The sequence below is a fragment of the Brevibacterium antiquum genome (assembly GCF_016107655.1).
Taxonomy (GTDB): Bacteria; Actinomycetota; Actinomycetes; order Actinomycetales; family Brevibacteriaceae; genus Brevibacterium; species Brevibacterium antiquum.
Window position 1 is genome coordinate 306,032 of record NZ_JABASX010000004.1, and the last position, 18,607, is coordinate 324,638.

Genomic DNA, 18,607 nt, shown 5'->3' on the forward strand with positions numbered 1-18,607 from the left:
CAGTCAGCCAGACTCATCTTCGGAGTAGACACGCATTCGCAACCGCTGTGCATGGGTGAGATTCTTGATATCGGCATCCGAATCGAAAGTTGAGCCCAGTGCGCCGGCGACGACCCCCAGAGCGGCGCTGAGCCATGCAATGTCCAGGTAGTTGCTGAAGGTAGCGGGGGATTTGATGGTCTGACTCAGAAAACCCGGATCGATGATGATCAGACTTCCGGCGAGAATCCCAGCGACAAGCGAGACGTACAGGGTGACGACGCAGAGGAGCAGCGTCAGGACCGTGGACAGGTTGTAGTAGAGGACGACTGGAGCCAAGCGTTCGCGGACGGGGCGATCCCATAGGCGATTGACCGTGATGAGCCAGGCCACCATGACAGCAATGGCGATCACACCGATTGAGATCAGTCGTACGACCGACAGGTGGTGCGACATCTGCCAGATGGAGTTGTAGAAGATGCCGAACGCTCCGGTTGCCGAGGCCGCTGCCAATGCCCGCGACAGTTTCGATGCCATCCGCACAGGATTGTTCGCGCTGGTCATCCCCAGAACGAGACGTGGGCCGCCGGTGAAGGTATGGGCGTGAAGGGTCTGGCTCCCCGACTCACCTCTGTCGGACCAGTGGCCCCACCGAGGCATGAACGGGTAAGTGTCGGCGGGAGGGCCATAGGGGAGCAGCTGATTGGCACAGCTGGTCAGCACCTGCTTGACTCGACGTTTCGAGGGTCGGGCGCCCAAGGTGGGGTACGAAACGACAGCGACCTTCCTATCGTCCAATATTTCAGCGACGAGTGGTTTCCTATCGGTATGCCTGGGGATACCCGTCAGCATGAGAACCGCGTCGACATCGGGGTAGCTGTTGACGAATGAGTCGAGAACCGCCAGCTCCAACTGATGGTCGGATTGCACCCGAACGGTCTGAGTGCACGTTTCGAGATATACGTCCATGTCGAAAACCTGGCGCAGCTCCTCTTCGAGTTCATCCGTGAGTGAAGCTATCCGCTTACTTGCGGCCCCGGGGTCCGCGATGATGAGCACATGCAATCGTCTCGTTGCCGATTCGGTCATCCGAGCCTTCTCCCTCCCGGCACCATGAGGAGCCTGGTTGTGCGGGTTGCGACCACAATACGATTACTTCCTGGAAAAGTCCCACATGCACACGAGACCCCAGGGGCCGTCCCCATGGCAGAAACGCCTGTGCGCCTCAACAAGACCACTGCTGGGAACCTCCGAGGCGTGATACCGGTGGCCCTTGAGCTTCGTCGGGACTTCCTTTGCCGACGATGCTGCAGCAGCACGGAATTCCTTTCGGCAGACGAGTGCGGGAGATGGAGTGCGGGCGGCAAGACTATTGCTGTGCACAGTCTATGAGGTAATGTGACATACGAAACGTTTACGCAGTAAACTTCGGATTCAGATCACCGGCCCGAGCAGAGAAGCGCCCGGCATCGAAGCTCAGCAGTGAGTGCGAAACACAGGACACGACAATCACCGAAACTGAGAGGGCTCGCTATGTACACACTGCTCAATAATCAGGAAGCTTCGAAGTTCGATCTCTATCTCCCGGGAAAACTTGTGGCCTCTCTGCACTATACGATCGACGAGAAGGAGGTCATGTTCATCTATTGTGAAGCGATCGAGACCCTCGAAGCTGCTCGTCACTGCAGAGAACTCATGACCAGGTCCCTCAATGATGTGCGCAATCGCCATATGAGGGTCACCGTCACATGCCCTATTGCGCTGAAATTCCTCGATTCCCCCTCAACTGACCTGCCGCCCGGCAGCCGCACGATCGTGTCCGGGGAGACATCGAGCTAGGAGGCCAAGTTGCTTCGTATGCGCTCGATCAGATCGTCAAGACCATCGTCGAATTCGCGCTGGGAGTGGTCTTCTGCGAGTTTCACCTGCAGCTCTTTGAGAGTCGGATACTGTTCGAGAGAGCCCTCCCCGATCATCGAGGCTTCCTCAGGGCTGTTTGCCACGCCTGCAGCCGCGACTTGAAGCAGCAGAGCGCCGAGGAGGAAGCTCGTGAACGTCTTGTACGCATCCACGGCAGCAGAATCCGAAAACCCGAAATCTCGCAGAGCGGCAAGGAAGTGGTCAACCCATTTCAGGCTGCGCAGAGGCGGGCGCAACCATGGTGCCTCTGGAGGATGCGCGGTGACCAGGGGGAAGATCTTCGGGTGTTCAAGTGCCAGATTGCGCATGGCGTTGGCCACATGTTGGAAGTAGTCTTCCCAGGAGTTCGGCTCTGCCGTCATCAAGGTGTCGTTGAACAGATCGTCGATGACCTGATGAACGACGGCAGCGACCAGCTCGCCCCGGCCTGCGACATGTCTGTACAGCGCCATTGCCTCGACGTCGAGCGTTGCCCCCAGCCGACGCATCGTCAATGATTGGATTCCATGCTCATCGATGAATGCGATGGCGGCTTCGACCACGTCATCGCGATTCAGTCGCTGACGAGCCATCGTTCACCTCTTCCGTCGGATGGTTCATATGTCTGCGGTGCCTGTACTCGACAGTAGCGCAGGTGGCCGATCCCCATAGGAGGGGTCAGGGTCTCACATAAGAGGGGCTAGGGGCTCACGGGTTCGGAATTTCTCAAACTGATGTGGCGATTCGAATGGGTATTTACAAGCACAGGGATAGGTGCAAGTCTGGGGAGACCAGACGTATATGTGGCATGGACGAAGAACGGAGCTGATTGAGCCACCGTGAGTCGGCTGAGGCGAAGGCCGAGTGTTCTGCCTGATCGCCCAGCCGTTTTTGGACTTCCCCCGGTCGTCGGCAGATGCCGACGAGAACAGATGAGGAGCTGATGATGAACCTCGAGAATTTGCGCACGGTATATGACAACCAGGGACCTTTCGCTACCGTCTACCTGGAGGGACGCTCGCCCGCGGCTGATTCCGAGCAGCAGGTGCGACTGAGGTGGGACGGACTTCGGGAGAGCTTGGCGAATGCCGGGGCAGCGGAAGAGATCCTGTCACATCTCGATGACACCATGATCGTCGACGACATCTCAGAGGTTCAGACCGACGGGCGAACTGTCGTTGCCAACTCGGCCGGGGTTGTCCTTGACGAGCACTGGGACGCTGCACTCGGCACAGGCGACGCTGCGCACTATTCTGAGGTTCCTGAGCTGGGTGCCTATATCCGTGAAAGAACTCGCTTGGTGGACGTGGTCCTCATCATCGCCGATCAGGAGGGCGCCACCATCCGCGAGCTGCGGGTATCCCCACAGCATGAAGCAAAGCAGCACGATGAGTCGCTCATCACCGGCGACAATGATGAGGATATTCACGCACCTCGAGAGGGGGCGATGTCCCACAACCAGATCCGGCGCCGGGCCGATGAGATCATCAAAGACAACGCCCGCGCAGTTGCCGAACATGTCGATGGGATTGTGAAGGCGCGCGTCCCGGACCTGGTTGTCGTTGCCGGCGAAGTCCAGGGTCGCACCGCAGTGAAGGCCGAGCTGTCGACCAGAGTCAATGAGCTGATGCACGAGACCTCACAAGGAGGCACGGACGACGATGCGGCTGAAGAGGCGCTTTATGACGCCTTGAAGTCCCTGGCTTCCGACTACATTCAGGTTAAGGAGAGCGAACAGCTGGAGAACCTGTCCTACAGCAAGGCTCACAGCCTCGCAGTGGAGGGTCATGAGAAGGTCTCTCAAGCCGTTCAGCGGGGCGCCGCAGCGACCGTGCTCCTCAACTACGACGTCGGCTCCGAAGGTGAGGGAGCGATTCTGGCCGAGGCTGTACTCTCCTCAGCAGACGTCGGCCTCATCGAGGGTGAGGCGGCCGACGGAATCGCGGCGATCCTGCGCTATGACGTCTCAGCAGCCTTGGCCGACTGAGCAGGGGTTCGTCACGCTGGCTGGTCAGGGGTTCGTGACGCTGGCTGGTCAGGGGTCGTGACGCTGGCTAGCCTCCGTGACCGAGTGCAGATGCGGATGCTGCCTTCTCAGCCGGAGAACACGCCACGAATTGGATGTGTGTGAGGAGAGCAAGATGGGCCGTTTCCTGATCCTTGGATCATTGTTCGTGGTGCTGGTTGCAGTGGGCTGGGCTGCGGTCGCGGGGGCATGGGCCTGGTGGGTGCTGGGAGCAATTGTTCTGGGCCTGATTGGTGTCGCCATCTACGACCTGACGCAGAAGAAGCATTCGATCCTGCGCAACTATCCGGTGGTCGGTCATATGAGGTTTCTGCTCGAGACTCTGCGGCCCGAACTTCAGCAGTACTTCATCGAACGCAACTGGGACGGTCGGCCTTTCGACCGTGACATCCGCTCGATCATCTACGAGCGGGCCAAAGGCATCCACGGAGAGAAGGCCTTCGGCACGGAGCGCGATATCAGTGCCGCCGGCTATGAGTATCTGCTCCACACCACCGCACCTGTCGCACAGCCGGAGCAGACTCCACGAGTGCTGATCGGAGGCCCGGACTGCTCGCAGCCCTACAGCATGTCACTGCTCAACGTCTCCGCCATGAGCTTCGGATCCTTGTCGCCCAACGCCGTCCGGGCCCTGAACAAGGGTGCGGCGATGGGCGGCTTCGCTCACGACACTGGGGAAGGTGGGATCTCTCCGTACCATCTCGAGAACGGCGGCGATCTGGTGTGGGAACTTGGGACGGGATATTTCAGTGCCCGTACTTCCAATGGTGATTTCGATCCTGAACAGTTCGCGGATCAGAGTTCCCGGGAACAGATCAAATGTGTTTCGCTCAAACTGAGCCAGGGTGCCAAGCCAGGTGTTGGGGGAGTGCTGCCGGCCGCCAAAGTCAATGCTGAGATCGCCCGCACACGGGGCGTTCCCGAAGGCGAGAAGTGCGTCAGCCCGTCGGCGCACAAGGTGTTCGAGACGCCGACCGAACTCATCGAATTCATCGCCCGCATGCGAGAGTTGTCCGGCGGGAAGCCAGCTGGTTTCAAACTCTGCGTCGGGTCCAGGTCTGAAGTCTTGGCTATGTGCAAGGCGATCCTCGACGTCGGCACTGCGCCGGACTTCATCATCGTTGATGGTGCCGAAGGCGGCTCGGGAGCAGCACCTCTGGAATACGAAGATCATGTGGGCACTCCGCTGACGGACGGGCTGATCACCATGCACAACGCCTTGGTGGGAACAGGTCTGCGCAATCGGATCCGCATCGGTGCCAGCGGAAAGGTCGCTGCGGGAAACGACATCGTCAAACGACTCATCCAGGGCGCCGACTACACCAACTCGGCTCGCGCGATGATGATGGCCGTCGGCTGCATCCAGGCGCAGATCTGTCATACGGGACTGTGTCCGGTCGGAGTCACGACACAGGATCCGAAACGGCAGCGTGCCCTCCACGTCGGAGACAAGAGCCAACGCGTGCTGAACTACCACGAGTCCACCGTCGAACAGGCTATCGAGATCATGGCATCGTTGGGAGTCAACGACCCCAAGGACCTCCACCCGGGGCTGCTGCAGCAGAGCAGCGGCAGCAATGAGCATCGTAAGTACGCCGATCTCTACGAATGGCTCAAACCCGGAGAACTGCTCTCACAGCCTCCTGAGTCCTGGGCCGATGATTGGAACGCGGCAGACTCCGGATCCTTCGGTTCGCGTCGAGCATAGGGCCTCGCTGGAATCTCGGTTCAGGCACCCAGTACTCTTAGGTGAATACCGTGGTCGGCAGCGGTGCTGACCGGGTAGCAGACCACGTGTGGCCATCACTTGCAACCGACGCATGAAGGAGAGGACGAGGCATGACAGTTCTGGTGACCGGAGGGGCCGGATACATCGGCTCCCACGTAGTGCGGCTGCTGTCCGAGCGCGGCGACGACGTTCTTGTCGTCGACGACCTTTCCACCGGTATCGAGGCTCGCGTCACCGGCCTGCCGATCGTCAGCATCGACCTTGCCGCCGCCGACGCCGAGGATCGTCTCGTCGCTGCGATCGAGGAGCATTCGGTGGACTCGATCATCCACTTCGCCGCGAAGAAGCAGGTGGGGGAGTCGGTCGAAGAACCCATCATGTACTACCGCCAGAACGTCGGCGGACTGACCAATGTCCTCGCCGCCGCCGAACGCACCAGCATCGAATCCCTTGTCTTCTCATCCTCGGCCGCGACCTACGGCATGCCCGATGTCGAGATGGTCGCCGAGCACCTCGACTGCCGACCGATCAACCCCTACGGACAGACGAAGCTCATCGGCGAATGGATGATCGACAACGCGATCACCTCGGCGAGGATGCGCGGTGCGAAGTTCAACGCTGTGAAGCTGCGCTACTTCAACGTCGCCGGAGCCGGCTGGCCCGAGCTCGCCGACACGGCAGTCATGAACCTCATCCCGATCGTCCTCGGCCGCATCGCAGACGGCAAAGCGCCCATCGTCTTCGGCGACGACTACGACACCGCCGACGGCACATGCATCCGCGACTACGTCCACGTCAAGGACCTCGCCGAGGCGCACATCGCTGCACTCGACTACATGAAGTCGGGTGCCACCTCGGAGACGGTGTTCAACGTAGGCACCGGCACCGGTGCCTCCGTCAAGGAAGTCATCGACGCTATCGCCGAGGCGACCGGCCGTGAGATCGTGCCCGAAATGGGCGAGCGTCGCGCAGGCGACCCACCCGCACTCGTCGCCGACGTCTCCCGCATCGGTGCGCAGTTGAGCTGGAAGGCCGAGTTCGACCTCGACGAGATCGTGCGCAGCGCGGTTGAGGCTGCGGGGATGTTGCCGGAACGGACCAGTGACTGAGCTCGAAGCCTCGGCGAGGGCCGCCCTCGACTGGGTGCGCAGCAGATCTGTGCGCGAGGGTCAGACATGCAGTCGCCTGGCGAGTTCGAGGCGGACTTCCCGGCCCCGAGCAAGCTGCAGCAGCACCAGAGCGAGGATGCTGAGGCCACCGCAGAGAGCCGACGGCAGGGGGTACGTGACCCAGCCGAAGGCGAGGAACACGATGGGTGCCAGACCCAGCACCGCCGCCAAACCGCTGTAGAGGATATGCTCCGTCGCCTCGAAGCGCATCGCCCTGACCGTGATCAGCAGGGCAGCGATCGAAGAAGCGCAGACGATTGGCAACGCGTACGTCAGTGACCAAGCACGCCAGCCGGTGAGGTAGTCCCAATAGACGCAGACCAGACCGATGAGGACGACGAGATAGATGGTGCCCTTAGCGACATTGCGTCGTTTGCGAACTGCCATGAGGACCACAAGCCACATAGCGGTGACCCCCAACCAGCCGGAGCGAAGGACTCCGAAGCCTTCGGGTGTGTGGCTCAGCAGGAGCTGGGCAGCCAAAGACCCAGCGATCACGACGAGCGAGGTCAGGAACAGTATCCTGAGCAGCCGGTGCCTCGAGAACGTGAGGGGCACCGTCGGCAGCGGACTCGGCACCGCGTCCCCCATGACTGGAGCGGTGCATAGGGGACATCGGGTCCAATCACCTTCAACGGCGATCGAGCACTCGCGGCAGCGTCTCATGATTGCCCCTCAGCGATCTCATCCTCGGTGACTCGTTCCGCAGCGACCGTGACATCGACCCCCTCAGCAGTGAGGATCCGCACGAATTCCCTGATGTGGTCGGTTTCAATGAAGGGCGAGGTGAAGCTGACGGTGAGCAGTCCGGCGTGGGACGTCGCGCAGAATTGCGGGCGGACTGCGGAGACATGGAACAGGACGCGGCCCACATGCGAATCAGCCGGTTCGGGCAGGCTCATGCGCCCCAAGTTCGAGACGGCGACGCTCAGACTACGATTGCTGTGCCTGTTGGCCATCCCGAGGATGACATCTTTGAGCGGGCGCGGCATGATCCTCAACCCGGGCATCCGCTCGACTCGGATGAACCATCGCAGCTTCTTCTCCAGCGCCTCGTGGGTCGCCTGGGGCAGGAACTGGCTCTCGAGCTGCTTGCAGATCGAGCCGAGATCGTCCTCGCCCTGGCCGTAGGTATGTTCCACACGGACGGTTGCGAAGAAGTTCCGTGCAGACTCCGAGGGAAAGAACTGGCGCAGATTCACCGGCACCGAAGCGGCCAGAGTCCGGGCCCGTCCCAGACCACCCGAGGAGATGCGAATGGACTCGAAGAACAGTGCCGTCAGGTACATCGTGAGCGAGACGTCGGCGGCTCGCGCAAGCCCGAGCACAGCGTCCGTGGGCATGGTGAGTTCGACAGCGCGTGTGCGGTTGTCCGGGGTGCGGGTTCCTCCGACCCGGTGGACCTTCTTCTCCGCCGGACGGCGCAAGCGGCTGATCTTCCACCGATCGGCAGGCGACTGGGAGCTGTTGACGAAGGAGAATGTGGCCGACCTGGCTGCCCGGCTGAAAACGGAACCGGACGCGGGCGACTGATGCCGTTGGCGGAAGTAATCCGCAAAGCTGTCGATGCTCAGCCCATGTACCGGTTCGGCCGGTGCCTCGTCGGCTCCGGTGTTGTCTTCGAGCTGCGGACTCAGGTCGGAGTCGGGATACCGCAGTCTGATGTATGCGTTCACCAGGTCGGAGAGGAACCATGCCGCACCGGTGCCATCGGACAGCGCGTGGAAGACCTCGAGGCTGATCCGCCGACGATGGTGGACAACGCGGAACAGCAGATTGCGCCGACCAGCCTGGTAGATGGGGGCACACGTGTGCTGCTCATCCGCGGTGACCTGCGGACGCATGTCACTGTCCTGCAGGTAGTACCAGAATAGGCCGCTCTGCAGCACTGCGTGGTAGAGCGGGTACCGGTGATAAGTCTCGTCCAGTGCCTGCTGCAGCAACTCGGGGTCCACGTCGTGATCCACCTCGGCACTGAGGCGAAAGACTTTGGGATCAGCGGCGCTGCGAGCCGCGAGGAAGATGTTCGAGGCGTTGTCGAGTCGTACCCAGTCCCGGTGGGTCATTTCGACTCCTGAGCAGGCTGCTCGCCCTCGACTGTGTCGTCGTTGAGGAACGCGTTGATCACCTCATAGGCTTCTTGGACGGACTGGGAGAACCTGGGCAGCGAGATGAAGCCATGCAGCGCTCCGGCTACCCGGTGTATCCGCACCGCGTTCCCGGCTTCGGTGAGGGCGTGTCCGTAGGCCTCACCCTCATCGCGAAGCAGGTCCAACTCCGCCGTAATCACCAAGGTCGCTGGTTGGCAGGAGAGGTCGTCTGCCACCAGCGGAGCGACAAGAGCGTCGCGCCGCTGCTGACGGTTGGGAACGTAGAGGTCGAAGTAGTCTTCGACCTCGGTGTTGGTGAGTAGATAGTCCTCGCCATGGGTGCGCACCGAGGCGAATGGGGAGGTCTTCGGGTCGTGGTCCCAATGCGTCACCGGATAGAGCAGGATCTGCCGGTTCGGCAGGCGAAGTCCGCGTTCTCGCAGCAGCAATGAGATGACAGCAGCGAAGTTCCCTCCGGCAGAATCTCCGACCAGGACGATCTGGTTGGCGTCTGCGGCACCCACCCGATGCGGTTCGTCCAGCAGCAGTCGGGCGACGTCGTAGCAGTCCTCCAACCCCGCCGGGAACGGGTGCTCCGGCGCGAGCCGGTAATCGACAGAAGCGACGGCGCAGCCAGTGAGGTCCGCCATCCTGGCACACGCCGGAGTGTAGATGTCGATGTCTCCGGTGACCCAGCCGCCGCCGTGGAAGAAGACGAGGACATCCTCGCGGCGTTTCTCCTTCGGCTGGAAGATCCGGACAGGGACATGGGAGTGTCCGTCGCGAGCTAGGTGGTGCCAGCGCGAGGTCCGATACGGTGGCATCAGCAGCACGGCGAGCCGGCGCTGCATCCGGCGGACCTTCTCGTAGTCCTCACGCATGTTGAGCCGGGGCGCGGCGAACAGGCGCAGCACTGCTCGAGACAGTCTGTTCACGCGCGGGAGCCGGTTCGGGGAGTGGAATCTTCCATGCCACCAGCTTAGAGGCAGGTCAGTCGGGTTTCCGAGCCACGATGAGATGGCGAGTGGAGTGCGCGACGAATGGGTCGCCTCGGCGGAACCGGCCATCAAGTTCTTGCAGCTGGGACGGGTAGTCCTCGACGCTGAAGCCCGGCACCCACCAGGGGCATTTGCGCAGGGTCCAGATGACGGCACCGATATCGTAGAACTCCATGCGGCAGCGCGCAGTGCGCAGGGTCTCGAGTGCGAGTCCGGCGTTCGCGGTGGACAGGCGCTGGGCGAGGAGATTCGCGTAGCCCCACGGTGGCCGTTGTTCTGTGGCACGACCGTCGAGCCAGGTGAAACTCCAACCGGTGACATCGGCGGCCAGTGCCTCGGAGACCAGTGTGTCGAACGTGCGCATAATGCAATCGTTGCCTATGCGTCGACCGCTTGTACAGGTGGTCCTGAGAAATCAGTGGCAAGCCAGGTTGTTACCTCTGTCTCGAGTGACGACGGCGCTTCGAGGGGCACGAGATGCCCAGCTCCCGGGAACCGAGTGACTTTGGGATTGCCAGGCAGAGTGCGCGCGAGTCGCTCGGCCTGTTCGTCAGGAATCCACGGATCGTCCTCTCCCCAGCCGACGCGTGCAGGGCAGCGAACCTCGCCGAGGCGGTTGACGATCGGGTCCGTGTGCTCGGACCGTAAGCTGGCGATCTGGTGGTAGAAGGCTGGTTGACCTGCGCCTGTGCACCAGGGAGCCGCGAGTTCCTGGACTGACGAGTGGCCCAATCCGTCGCCTCCCGCACCGGCGATGTATTCGGTGACAAGGGCGCGGTGCAGTTGCGGAGGAAGTGCCGCGAAGACCGGTTCGTTCTCAGCCACCAAGCGGAAGAACGGTGAGCCCCATGGGTCCAGGGTCACGATGTCGAGCAGGTACAGCGAAGCGAAATCGCGGTTCTCGAGCAGGTGCGCGCCCAGGGCGACGGCTCCTCCGATGTCGTGGGCGATGACGTGCGGCTTCTGAATGCCCCAGATGTCCAGAAGCTCTGCCAGACGACGACGTTGGGTGACGAGGTCAACGGCAACGGCCACCTCGGCGATGGAATCACCGTACCCGGGCATGTCCCACAGGAACACACGACGATGGAGGCCGAGTTCGCGGGCAAGCGGCAGCCACATCCGCGATGACCATGGTGTCCCGTGACAGATGACGATATCGCCGAGGCTGACTCCGCCTGAGGCCGGTCCGATGACCTGAGCGGCTACCACGGTGCCGTCGTGAAGTGTGATGTTCTCATCCATATTGAGAACCTAGAACTTCAGGTCAACCTGAAGTCAAGGTGTCATCATGGTGGCATGAAGATCGGTGAAGCGGCGCAGCGCCTGGGGATCGCCGCACATGTGCTGCGGCATTGGGAAGACGAAGGGGTCGTGGTTCCGGACCGCACGGCCACAGGCCACCGACTGTACGGGTCCGAGCATCTGGCTCGGTGTCGGATCGTGCTCTCCTGCCAGGAGGTGGGGATGAGTCTGGCGGAGATCCGGGCGGTCGTGCACCGTGGTGAAGCGGGGCGTGCGGAGATCATCGCGGCCCGGATCGCCGCCATCCGGGCCCAGCGCTCTTCACTTGATTCAGCCGAGCGGTTCCTGCTCCATGTTCGTCAGTGCCGGCACGACCTCATGGCCAGATGTCCGGAGTGTTCGCAGTATTCGCAGGCCTGATGCCCAGGACCCGAGGCGAAGACGAGATATGGCGTACACGATTGATCAGCAGCGCCACCTCGGTGTCGGGTGAATTTCATCCCTCGAAGGTGGTCACAAAACGGACCATAAGCGGCATGATGGCCTTATGACCACAGATATGGATATTGCGCTCAACGCCGAGCTCGACTCGATCATCGATATCGCCGCCGGCCTGGGTCTGAAATCACAGGACATCATCCCCTTCGGATGGACGAAAGCCAAGGTCCCCATCGACGTTCTCGACAAGGCTGCCGAGGCCACGACCGACGGTCACCTCATCCTCGTCACCGCGATGAGCCCGACACCGGCGGGCGAGGGCAAGACCACGACGAGCATCGGGCTGGCCGACGGGCTCAACGAACTCGCACGCTCGAAACCGGAAGTCGGCAAAGCCATCCTCGCGCTGCGTGAACCGAGCATGGGGCCGGTCTTCGGCATGAAGGGCGGAGCAGCTGGCGGGGGATACGCTCAGGTGGTGCCGATGGAGGACATCAACCTCCACTTCACCGGTGACTTCGCGGCCATCGCAGCTGCGAACAACCTCGCCGTGACCATGCTCGACAACCACATCCATCACGGCAATGAACTCGACGTCGACGTCAGGCGCGTCCACATCCGCCGAGTCGTCGATCTCAATGATCGAGAGCTGCGCGGCGTCGTCGTGGGCCTCGGCGGCATCAACGGGGGAGTGCCCCGCGAGGACGCCTTCGACATCGTCGTCGCCAGCGAAGTCATGGCCGTCTTCTGCCTCTCCACCTCGTTGACCGACCTCAAGGAGCGCCTGGGACGGATCGTCCTCGCCCACAGCCGCTCACGAACCCCGATCACTGTCGCCGACATCGGTGCTGCCGGGGCGATGACTGCTCTCCTGCGCAGCGCCCTGGCACCCAACCTCGTCCAGAGCCTCGAGCATTCACCGGCGTTCATCCACGGCGGTCCCTTCGCCAATATCGCCCACGGCTGCAACAGCGTGCTCGCGACGAAGGCCGCGCTGTCTCTGGGTGATTGGACCGTGACCGAGGCCGGTTTCGGCGCCGACCTGGGTGCAGAGAAGTTCCTCGACATCAAATGCCGTGCCGCCGGTATCTGGCCCTCGGCAGTGGTCGTCGTCGCGACGCTTCGGGCGTTGAAATACCACGGTGGTATCGAGGTCAAAGATGTGCAGACGCCGAACACCGATGCGGTTCTCGACGGGATGAGCAACCTCGAACACCACTGCGAGAACCTCCTCAACATCTACGGGCTCACCCCGGTCGTGTGCTTCAACCGGTTCCCCACTGACACCGACGAGGAGATGGCTGCCGCGATCGCACACCTGCGCTCGAAGGGCATCTCGGCCGTCGAGTCCACCCACTGGGCCGATGGCGGCAAGGGCGCGCTGGCACTCGCCGAGGCGGTCGTTGAGGCTGCCGGTGGTGCGGGAAATGCTGGAGCGGCCGTCGATGACGGATCGCTCTTCGTCGCGGGAACGGCCTCGGGTGATGCGGAAGCTCCACCACCTGGCACTTCGTCAGCAGGCACCTCGTCGGATGGGTCGCCGCGGGCACAGTACAGCTACGAACTCGACCTGCCCCTGGAGGAGAAGATCCGTACGATCGCACAGCGGATCTATGGCGCGGCCGATGTCGACCTGCCGACCAAGGTCACACGCAAGCTGGGGCAATTCACAGATGAAGGCTACGGTGATGCCCCGATCTGCATCGCCAAGACCCAGTACTCGCTGAGCACAGATGCGAGTCTGCGCGGGGCACCGAAGGATCACATCATCGAGGTCAAAGACGTGCGGCTCTCGGCCGGTGCTGGCTTCGTCGTCGTCATCGCCGGTGACATCATGACGATGCCCGGCCTGCCCAAGGAACCGTCCGCGCTGAAGATCGACGTCACCGAAGACGGGAACATCACCGGACTGTTCTGAACCTTCTGTCCGGGACGTCGAGAACCGGGCTCTGCCCCAAGAACCGCACGCACGCACCCGATAGTCGGCTCCGCGTACGGTTTTCGGGGCGGTCTGGCAGTCAGCGTCGGGGTTTCTGCAGCCAGGGTCGGAGCAGTCGGGTGCTCACCGGCAGGAATATGTATGTCATCAACGGCGTGAGAATGCAGATGTTGAGCAGCACGGCGAGGACGGTCGGCCAACTCTCGAGGTGAGGCATGAGGAGCAGCGTCGAGAGCAGGCTCAGCGGGAAGAACGGGAGGAAGATGCTCACTGCCTGCTTCCACCGAGGGGGAACGACTGTTTCAGGGATCGTCAGGGTCTCCTCGCCCTGTGGTTCGAACCATCCCTCGATGCCGGTGCGATGCTCGACTCGCGTGGTCTCGACGAGCTCGGCCGCGCTGTCGATCCACCAGCGGCGGTCATCGGATTCATCCCAGGCTCGCAGCGACTTCTCATCAGCGAACCGGTAGAGCACGTGCCACTCATCCGAGTCGGGCGCTGTCCTCACCCACCCGGATCCTAGATACCCGGGCCTTTCCCGCGCCAGTTCCTGTCCCGCCTGCACCCAGGCGTTGAACCGACGATGGTGCTCGGGCAGGACGGTGCGCGTGATCGACACAGTGATCGGAGAGTGTTGGGACATAGGGGAGATTTTAGCCAATTCTGCCTTGGCATTCTTCTGGTCAGTCGCTTCCGCTCACGCGTGCGAAGATCCGATCAAGTGAGCGGGAGAGTGCGGCGTGGTTGTTCGCGTCCATCCACTCCCGGTGGAGCATCTCGTTGAGGCCGCCAGGGGTTTCATGGCCCTTGACCAGATCAGAGAAGGGGGTGTCGGTAGTCGCGAGGGTATTGCCCAAACCGGCGAATTGGCCGCGTACGATGCGTTCGGCAGCTGCCCTCTCCCATCCTTGTTCGACGAGCCAGTCGGCAATGCCCTGAAGAAAGGCATAGTAGGACGACATCGTGGCTGTTGTGGCCGACAAAGTGCTGAAAAGTTCTTCGGTCGCTGCCACGACGGTGCCGCCGAGAGTATCGAAGAACCTCTCGACTTCCGAGTGGCCAGGGTAGACCGGGGTGACACCGCGGCGTTCGCGCACGGGCGGCAGTGGGATGACGCGCACGGTTGAGGGCTTCTGCGGCAGCAGCGGAGACAGCGCCTCGATCGAGACGCCTGCGATCGCACTGATCAGCGTGCGGTCGGATGGAATGTCGAGTGTGGAGAGTACGGACTCGGTCTGCTGGGGCAACACAGAGACGATGATGTGGTCGCTGCGATCAACCACGTCCTGGTTGCTCTCACAGACCTCGACCCGGTCGAAGCCACTCGCCAACCGTGCCGAACGCTCCGCATTCCTGGGGGAGAGGAAGAAGCCCGGGTGATCGTCACTCGCACACGAGCCCTCGACAATCGCCGAGGAGATCTCGCCGACTCCGATGATCCCGATGCTTGTGCTCATGATGGTCCTCCTGGAAACGCCGTTGAGAAGATCGGCGTGGGGATCCCGCCTCGTCCATTCAATAGCATTCATGTCTGGCCGCGTCCAGAACCGAAGAAGCTCTAGCGAGCTTCGATGACCTTCTTGATCGCACTGAGAGTCTCGGGGATGCCCCTCCGCGCGGCCGAGGTGCGTTCAGCGATCTGCTCGGCGGCTTGGTCCCCGTATTTCTCGTTGAAGAATTCTTGCCCCTCCGGCAGGAACTCCCACGATTCAGTGAGCAGTGTGCCGCCTTCTGCTTCCTTCATACTGTATGTCCAGTGAACCCGACCCGGCCCCACGCTCCACCCGAACGCACGTCCTTCATCGGCGACGATGACCTGACTTCGAGTCTGCCACTCGCGGTCGGGGGTGACATTGTGTCCGGTGAACCAAGCTCCGACACGTGGACCGTCGCCCTCGTCCCACCAGCACTCTGCGCATATCGGTGACCATTCGCCAGTTCGAGTCACGTCCGAAACGGTTGCGTAGACGGTTGCTGGGTCGGCTGCAACGAGGATGGAATCGGCAAAGGTCAGAGACTCGGTCATGTTGGCCACCTTACCGATTTCTCAGGTCGGCGCCGACTCGCAGCGTGGTGCCATCGCTGTGCGGATCGCACCATGCTTTAACCGAGGTGCTCATTCGAAGCTGCCGAGAACGGCCTCCGCAGCTGCCTCGACGATGGCCGGCCCGTCCTCGGACTCCGGGTCCTCGGTCTCGGTGAGCACGGTGATGATGATCGGGTCTTCGCCCGGCGGGTAGACGACGGCGATGTCGTTCTGGATCGCATCGGAATGTCCTGACTTGTCCTTGACTGTCCAACCCTCCGGCGCGCCCGCACGGATGAGGGGGTCACCGGTCTCATTGTCCGACATCCATTCGAGCAGCACCGCACGGTCGTCCACCGACAGCCGGTCGGGGTCGAGCAGGCCCTGCAGGTCAGCAGTGTAGGCAGCGGGAGTCGTGGTGTTGTCGGAGCTGCCGGGTTCGACGTCGTTGAGCTCCGGTTCTTCGTCGATGACCTCGGTGGCCGGGTCGCCGGCTTCTTCGAGCGCCGCATCGAGTCCCTGGGGTCCGCCGATCTCGTCGAGCACGATGTTCATCGCCGCATTGTCACTGACCCTCAGCGCGCTCTCGGCAACATCTTCCAACGGCAGTCCCGTATCGACGTGCTTCTCTGTCACGGGTGTCCAGCCGGCAGCGTCGACATCCGCCTGGGTCCATGTCACGACTTCGTCGAGCTCCTCGGGCGTTGTTCCGGCGAGCAGTTCGGCCACCGCGAACACCTTGAGCGTCGATGCGAAGCCGAAGCGCTCATCGGAGCGATGGTCCACGGTTGAACCGTCCCCGGTGTCGATCGCGCTGACTCCGACTCTCGCGTCGTATTTGTTCTCGACGGCTTCGAGCTGCGCTGTGACCTCCTGGCGCGTTCGGTCCGGACTCGGTGTCTGACTGGCCGATTCCATCTGCGCGTCGGCGGGTGAGCAGCCGGTGGCCATGACAAGCGTCAGGGCTGCTGCGGTCAGAAGCTTCACTGGTCGTCTGTCCATATGGTTGATCCGTTCTCTCGTCGGTTCACACATCACGTCGGGTTCGCCCTGCTGAGAACCACTGTTCACCACTTCTCTCATGCAGTCGAACACGGTTTCGGTGCATCGCATACCGAAAACGCATAACAGGACGCATACGATGGGGTGATGGACCTGATTGAGGCCTGCCGTACCTTCACCGCCGTCAGCGAATTGGGAAGCATGACGCTGGGTGCCGCAGCCAATGGAATCCCGCAACCGGTCGCCAGCAGGCGCATCGCCGGTCTGGAGAAGCAGTTCGGTGCACGTCTGCTCGATAGGACGGGCCGGGGCGTGAGCCTCACACCGTTCGGCCGTGACATGCTCGCCTCTGCGACCCACCTGGTCGAACTGGCCGATGAGATGATGCTCGATGCCGACAGAGCCAAGCTCCGGCCGGTCTCCCTCGCAGTTCCGGCATCGTGTGCGACGCGCGATCTCGCTGTGCTGGCCGCCTCGGCGAATTCTCGGGGCCTGCGTATCGACTTTCATCCGGGACCGCCGGGCCGAAGGGATGAAGACCTCACTGCCCGTCGGGTCAGAGCGGCACTGCGATCCGTCCCCGCTCAGGAAGGGGCTTGGACGGTTCCGCTGGGGTGTGCTCACCGTTCCGGGACACTGAATCCGGTGCGCATCGCCGATCTGCGGCGGGCGCGGACACGGGTCCCCGGAGTCGGCGCGAGGCTTGCAGGTAAGCGGCTCAGGCTATTGAGCGAGGACAACGTCCCGCATGTGCGCGATCGTATCCGGCGGGCCGCGGAAGAGTCTGGCCTTCTGCCGTATCAGGTGGTGACGGACCTGTCCGATCCGGCTGCTGTCGCCGGAGTCCTGGGAGAGGGGGACCTGTTGGTCTGCAGTGCGGACGAAGCCGCGAAACTCGAACTCTCATGGGCTCCGCTGCTTGATCCGGGCGTCGCGAGGGGATACGTCCTCGCAGCCACCTCGGCGGAAGATGTCTCGCTCCTCGGAGAGTTCGACGAGGAGATCGCCGACTGCCTGGGCGCGACCTCGGGCTCTCCTGCCTCGACTGCGTCGACCGGAGCCGACTCACCTACAGAAGCTGCGTCGACCGGAGCCGACTCACCTACAGAAGCTGCGTCGACCGGAATCGACTCACCGAAGGAGACTGTGCGATGAGGAGCGAGGCGCGCCTGGCCAGGGAGGTCAGCGATGAGCTCGAGGCGGCGGGACTGCGCGCCCGGATCGTGGTCCGCGACCTCGATTCGCAGGCTGAGATCTCGATCGCGCCCGATGGGCCGGTTCCTCTGGCGTCTGTCGTGAAAGTGCCGATCGCCCTCGCCGTCCTCAACCGCATTGCCGATGGTCGACTCGACGCCGATCGCCAGGTTCTCGTCGAGCCCCGCCGATTTGAGGCCGGAAGCCCGATGGCAACGAGCCGCTTCCGATATCCCTCACGAATCGCAGTTGATGATCTGCTCATGCTCTCCGTGTGCTTCAGCGACAACACGGCCACCGATGCCCTGCTCGATCTCGTCCCCACCGAGGAGGTTCAGTGTGACCTTGATGACCTCGGGCTCGGAGGAATCCAGATCCGACACCATCTCGATGCGCTCGTCAGGACTCCTCTTGAGAGTCTTCCGCCTCCGGAGGCTCACCTTGCCTACGAACTCGCTCACGCGAACCCCACGCAGGGCGCTGGGCATCGGATCTGGCAGCTCGACGTCTCGCAGGCGAATGTCGCCACAGCTGCAGGGCTGACCGACCTGCTTGCTGAACTGTGGCGCCCCGAGAGGATCGACACTTCGGCCGCTTCCCGGCTGCGAGAGCTCATGGCTGGCAACGTCGTGCGCCACCGACTGGCCCCCGACCTCATGTCCGATGTGGCACGGTGGTCGTCGAAGACCGGCACTCTGCTGCACCTCCGACACGAGATCGGAGTCGTCGAGCACGCCGATGGGCAGACCATCGCGGTCGTGGTGCTCAGCGAATCGAGCAACTCGGCCGCGGTGCAGCCAGCCGCGGAGGCGGCTCTGGGGGCGGCAGCGCGGGCACTGCACGATGCGCTCAGATGAGCTGATCGAATCACAA

Annotated in this window: 19 protein-coding genes; 8 read left to right on the top strand and 11 right to left on the bottom strand. The window is 62.4% G+C overall.

Features of this window, described 5'->3' with window-relative positions; all coding sequences use genetic code 11:
- Positions 1 to 3 precede the first annotated feature (3 nt).
- The gene (locus JFC13_RS09000) at positions 4 to 1,068 is read right to left on the bottom strand and encodes a hypothetical protein (RefSeq protein ID WP_198396745.1); all 1,065 of its coding nucleotides are present in this window, start codon (positions 1,066 to 1,068) and stop codon (positions 4 to 6) included.
- Positions 1,069 to 1,512: 444 nt separating this feature from the next.
- Here JFC13_RS09000 and JFC13_RS09005 point away from each other — a divergent pair, with 444 nt between their 5' ends.
- Complete coding sequence (locus tag JFC13_RS09005; protein ID WP_198396746.1) at positions 1,513 to 1,818, top strand: GNAT family protein; 306 nt, start codon at positions 1,513 to 1,515, stop codon at positions 1,816 to 1,818.
- On the opposite strand, the gene JFC13_RS09010 is transcribed toward JFC13_RS09005, so the two are convergent.
- Positions 1,815 to 2,471 carry a TetR/AcrR family transcriptional regulator gene (locus JFC13_RS09010; protein WP_198396747.1) on the bottom strand — a complete coding sequence of 219 codons (657 nt, stop codon included), beginning with the start codon at positions 2,469 to 2,471 and terminating at the stop codon, positions 1,815 to 1,817. The two genes, JFC13_RS09005 and JFC13_RS09010, sit on opposite strands and share 4 nt — an antisense overlap.
- Before the next feature lie 353 nt (positions 2,472 to 2,824).
- Between JFC13_RS09010 and JFC13_RS09015 the strand changes: the two genes are divergently transcribed.
- The 3 genes from JFC13_RS09015 (at position 2,825) to galE (ending at position 6,742) form a co-directional block, all read left to right on the top strand.
- Positions 2,825 to 3,865 carry a baeRF2 domain-containing protein gene (locus JFC13_RS09015; RefSeq protein WP_198396748.1) on the top strand — a complete coding sequence of 347 codons (1,041 nt, stop codon included), beginning with the start codon at positions 2,825 to 2,827 and terminating at the stop codon, positions 3,863 to 3,865.
- Positions 3,866 to 4,019: 154 nt separating this feature from the next.
- On the top strand, positions 4,020 to 5,612 hold the full coding sequence (locus JFC13_RS09020) for an FMN-binding glutamate synthase family protein (protein ID WP_198396749.1): 1,593 nt from the start codon (positions 4,020 to 4,022) through the stop codon (positions 5,610 to 5,612).
- A 131-nt stretch (positions 5,613 to 5,743) separates the two neighbouring features.
- Positions 5,744 to 6,742 carry a UDP-glucose 4-epimerase GalE gene (gene galE, locus JFC13_RS09025; protein ID WP_198396750.1) on the top strand — a complete coding sequence of 333 codons (999 nt, stop codon included), beginning with the start codon at positions 5,744 to 5,746 and terminating at the stop codon, positions 6,740 to 6,742.
- A gap of 60 nt (positions 6,743 to 6,802) precedes the next feature.
- Here the strand turns inward: galE and JFC13_RS09030 are convergent, their stop codons facing one another.
- Genes JFC13_RS09030 through JFC13_RS09050 form a run of 5 tightly spaced genes read right to left on the bottom strand, consistent with a single transcriptional unit; the run spans position 6,803 to position 11,135 of the window.
- Positions 6,803 to 7,468: a DUF6320 domain-containing protein gene (locus JFC13_RS09030; protein WP_198396751.1), complete on the bottom strand. Its 666-nt coding sequence runs from the start codon at positions 7,466 to 7,468 to the stop codon at positions 6,803 to 6,805.
- Complete coding sequence (locus JFC13_RS09035; protein WP_198396752.1) at positions 7,465 to 8,868, bottom strand: alcohol acetyltransferase; 1,404 nt, start codon at positions 8,866 to 8,868, stop codon at positions 7,465 to 7,467. The genes JFC13_RS09030 and JFC13_RS09035 overlap by 4 nt, the downstream gene beginning before the upstream one ends.
- Complete coding sequence (locus tag JFC13_RS09040; protein WP_332839372.1) at positions 8,865 to 9,827, bottom strand: alpha/beta hydrolase; 963 nt, start codon at positions 9,825 to 9,827, stop codon at positions 8,865 to 8,867. Before JFC13_RS09040 ends, JFC13_RS09035 begins: the two co-directional genes overlap by 4 nt.
- 55 nt (positions 9,828 to 9,882) lie before the next feature.
- The gene (locus JFC13_RS09045) at positions 9,883 to 10,254 is read right to left on the bottom strand and encodes a hypothetical protein (protein ID WP_198396754.1); all 372 of its coding nucleotides are present in this window, start codon (positions 10,252 to 10,254) and stop codon (positions 9,883 to 9,885) included.
- Between the two features lie 14 nt (positions 10,255 to 10,268).
- On the bottom strand, positions 10,269 to 11,135 hold the full coding sequence (locus tag JFC13_RS09050; RefSeq protein WP_198396755.1) for an alpha/beta fold hydrolase: 867 nt from the start codon (positions 11,133 to 11,135) through the stop codon (positions 10,269 to 10,271).
- A 54-nt stretch (positions 11,136 to 11,189) separates the two neighbouring features.
- On the opposite strand from JFC13_RS09050, the gene JFC13_RS09055 reads away from it, so the two are divergent.
- Together JFC13_RS09055 and JFC13_RS09060 are read left to right on the top strand one after the other, a co-directional pair.
- Positions 11,190 to 11,555, top strand: coding sequence for a MerR family transcriptional regulator (locus JFC13_RS09055; protein ID WP_198396756.1), 366 nt, complete (start codon positions 11,190 to 11,192; stop codon positions 11,553 to 11,555).
- 127 nt (positions 11,556 to 11,682) lie between these two features.
- Positions 11,683 to 13,491, top strand: a complete 1,809-nt coding sequence (locus JFC13_RS09060) for a formate--tetrahydrofolate ligase (RefSeq protein ID WP_198396757.1) — start codon at positions 11,683 to 11,685, stop codon at positions 13,489 to 13,491.
- Between the two features lie 100 nt (positions 13,492 to 13,591).
- Here the strand turns inward: JFC13_RS09060 and JFC13_RS09065 are convergent, their stop codons facing one another.
- The 4 genes from JFC13_RS09065 to bla form a co-directional block, all read right to left on the bottom strand.
- Positions 13,592 to 14,155 (bottom strand): antibiotic biosynthesis monooxygenase, encoded by a 564-nt coding sequence (locus JFC13_RS09065; RefSeq protein ID WP_198396758.1) that lies wholly within the window; start codon positions 14,153 to 14,155, stop codon positions 13,592 to 13,594.
- A gap of 40 nt (positions 14,156 to 14,195) precedes the next feature.
- On the bottom strand, positions 14,196 to 14,969 hold the full coding sequence (locus tag JFC13_RS09070) for an NAD(P)-binding domain-containing protein (RefSeq protein WP_198396759.1): 774 nt from the start codon (positions 14,967 to 14,969) through the stop codon (positions 14,196 to 14,198).
- 101 nt (positions 14,970 to 15,070) lie between these two features.
- Positions 15,071 to 15,538, bottom strand: a complete 468-nt coding sequence (locus JFC13_RS09075; RefSeq protein WP_198396760.1) for an SRPBCC family protein — start codon at positions 15,536 to 15,538, stop codon at positions 15,071 to 15,073.
- Positions 15,539 to 15,628: 90 nt separating this feature from the next.
- Entirely contained in the window at positions 15,629 to 16,540 is a 912-nt protein-coding gene (bla, locus tag JFC13_RS09080; protein WP_198396761.1) for a class A beta-lactamase, read from the bottom strand.
- A 147-nt stretch (positions 16,541 to 16,687) separates the two neighbouring features.
- Here bla and JFC13_RS09085 point away from each other — a divergent pair, with 147 nt between their 5' ends.
- Both JFC13_RS09085 and JFC13_RS09090 read left to right on the top strand, forming a co-directional pair.
- Entirely contained in the window at positions 16,688 to 17,695 is a 1,008-nt protein-coding gene (locus JFC13_RS09085) for a LysR family transcriptional regulator (protein ID WP_198396762.1), read from the top strand.
- Positions 17,692 to 18,591 (top strand): serine hydrolase, encoded by a 900-nt coding sequence (locus tag JFC13_RS09090; RefSeq protein ID WP_198396763.1) that lies wholly within the window; start codon positions 17,692 to 17,694, stop codon positions 18,589 to 18,591. The genes JFC13_RS09085 and JFC13_RS09090 overlap by 4 nt, the downstream gene beginning before the upstream one ends.
- Positions 18,592 to 18,607 lie beyond the last annotated feature (16 nt).

Bases quoted from the DNA above. Each gene is read 5' to 3' on its own strand.
- JFC13_RS09050 (WP_198396755.1), bottom strand. From the start codon at position 11,135: ATGGATGAGAACATCACACTTCACGACGGCACCGTGGTAGCCGCTCAG.
- JFC13_RS09035 (WP_198396752.1), bottom strand. From the start codon at position 8,868: ATGACCCACCGGGACTGGGTACGACTCGACAACGCCTCGAACATCTTC.
- JFC13_RS09005 (WP_198396746.1), top strand. From the start codon at position 1,513: ATGTACACACTGCTCAATAATCAGGAAGCTTCGAAGTTCGATCTCTAT.
- JFC13_RS09090 (WP_198396763.1), top strand. From the start codon at position 17,692: ATGAGGAGCGAGGCGCGCCTGGCCAGGGAGGTCAGCGATGAGCTCGAG.
- JFC13_RS09055 (WP_198396756.1), top strand. From the start codon at position 11,190: ATGAAGATCGGTGAAGCGGCGCAGCGCCTGGGGATCGCCGCACATGTG.
- JFC13_RS09070 (WP_198396759.1), bottom strand. From the start codon at position 14,969: ATGAGCACAAGCATCGGGATCATCGGAGTCGGCGAGATCTCCTCGGCG.
- JFC13_RS09015 (WP_198396748.1), top strand. From the start codon at position 2,825: ATGAACCTCGAGAATTTGCGCACGGTATATGACAACCAGGGACCTTTC.
- JFC13_RS09085 (WP_198396762.1), top strand. From the start codon at position 16,688: ATGGACCTGATTGAGGCCTGCCGTACCTTCACCGCCGTCAGCGAATTG.
- JFC13_RS09000 (WP_198396745.1), bottom strand. From the start codon at position 1,068: ATGACCGAATCGGCAACGAGACGATTGCATGTGCTCATCATCGCGGAC.
- JFC13_RS09060 (WP_198396757.1), top strand. From the start codon at position 11,683: ATGACCACAGATATGGATATTGCGCTCAACGCCGAGCTCGACTCGATC.
- JFC13_RS09045 (WP_198396754.1), bottom strand. From the start codon at position 10,254: ATGCGCACGTTCGACACACTGGTCTCCGAGGCACTGGCCGCCGATGTC.
- JFC13_RS09020 (WP_198396749.1), top strand. From the start codon at position 4,020: ATGGGCCGTTTCCTGATCCTTGGATCATTGTTCGTGGTGCTGGTTGCA.
- JFC13_RS09010 (WP_198396747.1), bottom strand. From the start codon at position 2,471: ATGGCTCGTCAGCGACTGAATCGCGATGACGTGGTCGAAGCCGCCATC.
- galE (WP_198396750.1), top strand. From the start codon at position 5,744: ATGACAGTTCTGGTGACCGGAGGGGCCGGATACATCGGCTCCCACGTA.
- JFC13_RS09030 (WP_198396751.1), bottom strand. From the start codon at position 7,468: ATGAGACGCTGCCGCGAGTGCTCGATCGCCGTTGAAGGTGATTGGACC.
- JFC13_RS09075 (WP_198396760.1), bottom strand. From the start codon at position 15,538: ATGACCGAGTCTCTGACCTTTGCCGATTCCATCCTCGTTGCAGCCGAC.
- JFC13_RS09065 (WP_198396758.1), bottom strand. From the start codon at position 14,155: ATGTCCCAACACTCTCCGATCACTGTGTCGATCACGCGCACCGTCCTG.
- bla (WP_198396761.1), bottom strand. From the start codon at position 16,540: ATGGACAGACGACCAGTGAAGCTTCTGACCGCAGCAGCCCTGACGCTT.